This window comes from Litchfieldia stipae (genome assembly GCF_014837155.1).
In the GTDB taxonomy this organism is placed as follows: domain Bacteria; phylum Bacillota; class Bacilli; order Bacillales; family Bacillaceae_L; genus Litchfieldia.
Window position 1 is genome coordinate 1 of the sequence record NZ_JACYHA010000044.1, and the last position, 6,078, is coordinate 6,078.

Below are 6,078 nucleotides of genomic sequence, written 5' to 3' on the forward strand. Positions count from 1 at the left end.
GGATGCAATTTATCTTTTTATTCAACCAAAATAGATCAGAATCCGACGAACTAGAGTGATATTCCGACGAAAGTCCGGCGGAATTCAACGAAACGCTCTTGATGGATGCAATTTATCTTTTTATTCAACCAAAATAGATCAGAATCCGACGAACTAGAACGTTATTCCGACAAAAGTACACACGAATTCAGCAATAGAGTATTTCATGGGCACAAGTGCTCTTTACTTACTTCCATCAACAGCATTTAAAAAAGCCGCACCTCTCAAAAGTGCGACCTCCTTCATTTATTTTGACTGTATTCGTATCAATTGTTGCTTATAAAGTCGCAGCCTGAATACACTCCGCGTCCTGTGGGCTTCCTCGTCGCTTGCGCTCCTGCGGGGTCTCACTTTGCTTACTACTCCCACGGGAGTCTCCGTGTATTCAGTCTGCTAGAAATCTCACTTTTAAATCGTTCACATCTAAAAACAACAAACTTTGAGAAAACAGCCTTTATTTTTTAACCCAGCCAAGGATCATTTCACGAATGAGCTTGCTTGCTGTGTTTGCTGTTTGTTCAGAGTTGTCGTAGATTGGAGCGACTTCTACTAAGTCACCACCAACAACGTTGATCTCTGATTTTGCAATCGCATGAATCGATGCTAGTAATTCCTTTGATGTAATTCCACCTGCATCCACTGTTCCTGTACCTGGTGCGTGCGCTGGATCTAGAACATCGATATCAATCGTGACATACACTGGGCGACCAGCTAGTTTCGGTAGCACTTCCTTCAGTGGCTCAAGTACTTCAAATGGTGAAATGTGCATGCCGACTTCTTTTGCCCATTGGAATTCTTCTTTCATTCCTGAACGAATCCCGAATGAGTAGACATTTGTTGGTCCAATTAATTCACATGCCTTTTTGATTGGAGTGGAATGTGAAAGTGGCTCTCCTTCATAATCATCACGAAGGTCTGTGTGAGCATCCATATGAATAATGGCTAAATCTGGGTATTTTTTATACATTGCTTTAATCACTGGCCAAGAAACTAAGTGCTCTCCACCGATTCCTAATGGAAACTTTCCTGCTTCTAAAAGCTGATCCACGTATTCTTCAATCATATCAATGCTCTTCTGCGGATTTCCGAATGGTAATGGAATGTCACCTGCGTCATAATATTTCACGTCTTCTAGTTCGCGGTCTAGGTATAGGCTGTATTCCTCAAGGCCGATTGACACCTCACGAATACGGGCAGGACCGAATCTTGAACCCGGGCGATAGCTTACTGTCCAATCCATTGGCATGCCGTAAATGACGGCCTCACTGTCCTCAAATGTAGGGTGGCTTTTTATAAAAACATTCCCTGAATATGCTTCATCAAACTTCATTTTTGTATCCTCCTTGAACATATGTATTTATGTGATTTTGTCTTTTCCTATACCACATACAGGAAGGGAAGACTTATGTATTTTCCTACACTTCTAGCAGACTGAATGCACGGAGACTCCCGTGGGATGCGTGAACAAAGTGAGACCCCACAGGAGCAGCGCGACGAGGAGGCTCACCGTTCACCCCACAGGACGCGGAGTGTATTCAGGCTGCGGCGTTTAAAGTAAACACCAAGCCTCACAAATAGGTTGCCCCAGTTCAAGTGTGAGCCACTTAATGGGTCAACCTCTTTGAATCATGATGAGTTATGCTTTCACTAAGTCTGCTACGAATTTCGGTAGCACGAATGCTGCTTTGTGTAGCTCTTTTGTGTAGTATTTTGTTTCAATGTCATGGAAGCGATCATCACTAACTTCTAATGGATCATGCTTCTTTGAACCGATCGTGAAGGTCCAAAGTCCACTTGGATATGTCGGGATATTTGCAATGTATAGGCGTGTAATTGGGAAGATTTCCTTTACATCCCTTTGTACATTGGTAATTAACTCTGGTGTAAACCATGGGTTATCCGTTTGAGCGACAAATATACCGTCTTCCTTAAGTGCTTTTGAAATCCCTGCGTAGAAGCCTTTGGTGAAGAGGTTGACTGCTGGACCTACTGGCTCTGTTGAATCCACCATGATGACATCATACTCATTCTCACTTTTGGCAATATGTAAGAAGCCATCATCCACCTTCACATCCACTCGAGGATCGTCTAGCTTACCTGCAATTTCAGGTAGATATTGTTTTGAGTACTCAATCACCTTGCCATCGATATCAACAAGAGTTGCTTTTTTCACGCTTGGGTGCTTAAGCACTTCACGAATGACGCCACCATCTCCCCCACCAACAACGAGAACGTTCTCTGGTTTTGGATGTGTGAATAATGGAACATGAGCGACCATCTCATGGTACACAAATTCGTCCTTTTGAGTAGTCATGACCATGCCATCTAGAATAAGCATATTGCCAAATTCCGCTGTTTCCACCATGTCTAGCTTCTGAAATTCGGTTTGTTCTGTATGTAAGGTTTTATTGATTTTGGCAGTAATTCCAAAGTTCTTTGTTTGTTTTTCCGTGAACCATAATTCCATCATTATCGCTTCCTTTCAAAGAATTTGTTCATCTATTTGTTTATCGTTCCCTAATGGTCTAAATAAAAACATCTACTTAAAAAACTAATTGTAACGAACATAGTATAGAGGAATCTAGCAAAATTACAAGAAATATTTTCTTTTTTAGGTAGATAGAGGTTTAAAATCACTGAAATCACTTAATACTGAACCATATATGAGTAAATTATGATCGAAATTTGCATCTCTAATGCACTAAATGTAAGGTGAGAGCCTTGATTTAACCTTGAGAGATTGCCATAAAAGAGGTGATTGTGTTGGAGATCATCACAAACAATCGGATAAAAGCGACAATCAAATATTTACGTGCCTTTCTCTTTGTGAGCCTGATTCTCTTGATTTTAGGCATGCTTTTTGTGACTGGAATTGTTATTTATGCGAAGTCAAAAGGAGCTCCACCATTAGCCGTACCACAGTCGACTCTCATCTATGCTGAGGATGGAACTTTAATTGGTGAAACACATTATGGGGAGAAGCGATATTGGGTCCACTTGGATGAAATGAATCCGGCGGTGATTGATGCCACTCTATCGATTGAGGATCGAAAATTCTATAAGCACCATGGTTTTGACTATTTCCGAATTGTCGGAGCTGTTCTTGCAGACATCAAAGCAGGTGCGAAGGTACAGGGTGCAAGTACGATTTCTCAGCAGTACGCTAGAAACCTATTTCTTACCCACGATAAAACCTGGCATCGTAAAATAACCGAAGCGCTCTATACGATTCGCTTAGAGTTAAATTATAGTAAAGACGAAATCCTAGAAGGCTATTTAAATACGATTTACTATGGACACGGTGCTTACGGAATTGAGGCTGCAGCCGATTATTATTTCGGAAAGCATGCAAAGGACTTGACGAAAGGTGAAGCCACACTTTTAGCAGGGATCCCAAAGGGTCCGAGTCATTATTCGCCGAAGGTAAACGAAGAAGCGGCGAAAAAGCGTCAGAAGCTTATCCTTTCAGCTATGGTTGCAAACAACTATTTGGAAGAAGAAGAGCTTGAGACGATTTATGCCGAGGAACTCCACTATACCTTTGGCAGTGCGAAAGAACGTCAAGTGATCGCCCCTTATTTTCAAGATGAGGTGAAAAAGCTATTAGAAAGACAGCTTAAGCTTGACCAAGAAACAATTAATACAAGCGGACTACGTGTGTATACGACGCTAGATCCAAAGCTTCAAAGCATTGCAGAGCAACAGATTGAAGAAACGATAAATCCAGATTCGGAGATTCAAGTTGGGTTCGTGGCAATTGATCAACACTCTGGGGAAGTAAAAGCCATGGTCGGAGGAAGAGATTATAACGAAAGTCCGTTTAATCGCGTGACACAGGCTGAAAGACAGCCTGGTTCAACCTTTAAGCCGTTCTTATATTACGCTGCTTTGGAACAAGGGTTCACCCCTTCAACTTCGATGCGAAGTGAGGTCACTGCTTTTACATTTGATGATGGCAAAGCAAGGTATGTCCCACATAATTTCAATAACTATTATGCAAATGATCAAATTACACTTGCTCAGGCCATTGCTCTTTCAGATAATGTCTACGCAGTGAAAACACATATTTTTCTTGGAGAAGATGTGCTAGTCGATACCGCTAAATCTCTTGGCATTACAAGCAAGCTAGCGAAGGTCCCTTCTCTTGCACTTGGAACTTCTACGGTCAAGGTGATTGATATGGCGTCTGCCTATAGTACGATCGCGAACGGCGGAATGAAGCAGGAGCCAATTATGATTGAGAAGGTATTGGATCACAAGGGGGAAGTCATTTATGAAAGCAATCCTTCCAAACAACAGGTTTTAAAACCAGAAACGGCGTTTGTGACTACTCATTTGTTGACAGGGATTTTCGATGAAAAATTAAATGATTATACAAGGGTAACGGGTCGAACAATTAGTGATCAACTGACTCGACACTATGCTGGAAAAACCGGAACAACGAAGACAGATAGCTGGATGATTGGGTATTCGCCACAGCTTGTCTCAGCGGTTTGGACAGGCTATGATCGCGATAAAACGATTGATTTAACGGCTGAAAAAGGGTATGCAAAGGAAATTTGGGCTCGGTTCATGGAAGAGGCTCACAAGGGGCTACCAGTTCTTCCATTCAAAGCGCCTGAAGGGGTTGTTGGTGTTCGAATAGATACAGATAGTGGGTTACTTGCAACTAAAGATTGCGCCAAATCAAGCAGGCTCACCTATTTTGTCAAAGGGACAGAACCAACTGAAACCTGTACGGGAATAGAAATGATTGAGAAAGAAGCACCAAAGGAAACAAATGAAGACGAGAAAAAAGGCTGGTTTAAGCGGATTTTTGATTGGTTTTAATTGAACATGTAGCTTAAATCCTTCAGACTTTTGAAAGGACAAATCCCTAGCAGACTGAATACACGGAGACTCCCCATGGGATGCGTGGCCAGAGTGAGACCCCACAGGGGCGCAGCGACACGGATTGTATTCAGTCTGCGGCTTTATAAGCAGTGATATATACGAATACATTTTTACAAAAACGCTGTTGAAGCAACCCTAGAATATAATGAAAACCCCGGGAGTGTTGGCCCGGGGTTTTCGTGTCCTAGTATCAATGCATTAACATTGTAAATTAAGTTTACTTATTTTAGCAAGAAACCACAAGCGCTACCAATTTCGTTCACAAAATCGTCACATTTACACAATCATGTGACCTTCAAACCTTCTTTTAACTCATCAGATGAGCGTTCCCACATGCCTTTGTCATGATTCTCTAAATAGGCTGCCAGTAAGCCTTTTGATTTATCATCCATGAAATCGACCATGATTTTTCGTTTTAGGGATTTATCCATTTTATTCACATGCTCAGGCAATGACTTATAGCCTCGACGAATCGAGCGATCAACAGTCATTTCACAGGCAGTCACACCTGCATAATATGGACCTTCCTCCTGGCGATCAATCGTTACCCAGACTAACCAATATGGCTTGCCATTTGGAACCTCTTCTTTTGTCTTCAAGAACTTGATTCCCTTTTCAACCACACTTCTAGCATGCATTGCGCCAATATCAACAAATACATCCTCTTCCTCTATATCAATAAACACTGGAGATACATTATCTAAACTCAACGCACCTACCCCATACCCTTTATGACCATCTGTAGGATCACTTTTGATAATGTTAAATCCAATACTCTTCTTCTTTTTCTCCATAATGTATTCCTCCTCACTTATTGCTTATCCTCATAAGCCTGTTATCGTGGGTTTTTTGTTAATATGATTTATCGAGGCACTATTGCTCGCTTCTAGTTACCTCTTCTCCTGTTTTCCACTTGAATCAGGGCACTTCTTCGCGATTCTAGTTACATCATACACTGCAACATACCCTGATCGGGACATTACTTCGCTCCTCTAGTTACCCCATACACAACAATCCACCCTGATCGGGACACTACTTCGCTCCTCTAGTTACCCCATACACAACAATCCACCACGATCGGGGCACTTCTTCGCTCCTCTAGTTACCCCATACACAACAATCCACCACGATCGGGGCACTTCTTCG

Annotated in this window: 4 protein-coding genes; 1 reads left to right on the forward strand and 3 read right to left on the reverse strand. The window is 41.9% G+C overall.

Going from position 1 to position 6,078, the window contains the following annotated elements:
- Positions 1–493: 493 nt before the first annotated feature.
- Positions 494–1,369 carry an agmatinase gene (gene speB / locus F7888_RS22110; RefSeq protein ID WP_191783537.1) on the reverse strand — a complete coding sequence of 292 codons (876 nt, stop codon included), beginning with the start codon at positions 1,367–1,369 and terminating at the stop codon, positions 494–496.
- A gap of 306 nt (positions 1,370–1,675) precedes the next feature.
- Positions 1,676–2,509, reverse strand: coding sequence for a spermidine synthase (gene speE / locus F7888_RS22115; RefSeq protein ID WP_412096027.1), 834 nt, complete (start codon positions 2,507–2,509; stop codon positions 1,676–1,678).
- Between the two features lie 293 nt (positions 2,510–2,802).
- Here speE and F7888_RS22120 point away from each other — a divergent pair, with 293 nt between their 5' ends.
- Complete coding sequence (locus F7888_RS22120) at positions 2,803–4,869, forward strand: transglycosylase domain-containing protein (RefSeq protein ID WP_191783541.1); 2,067 nt, start codon at positions 2,803–2,805, stop codon at positions 4,867–4,869.
- 347 nt (positions 4,870–5,216) lie between these two features.
- Here F7888_RS22120 and F7888_RS22125 read toward each other — a convergent pair whose 3' ends face one another.
- On the reverse strand, positions 5,217–5,729 hold the full coding sequence (locus F7888_RS22125) for a YwhD family protein (protein WP_191783543.1): 513 nt from the start codon (positions 5,727–5,729) through the stop codon (positions 5,217–5,219).
- Positions 5,730–6,078 lie beyond the last annotated feature (349 nt).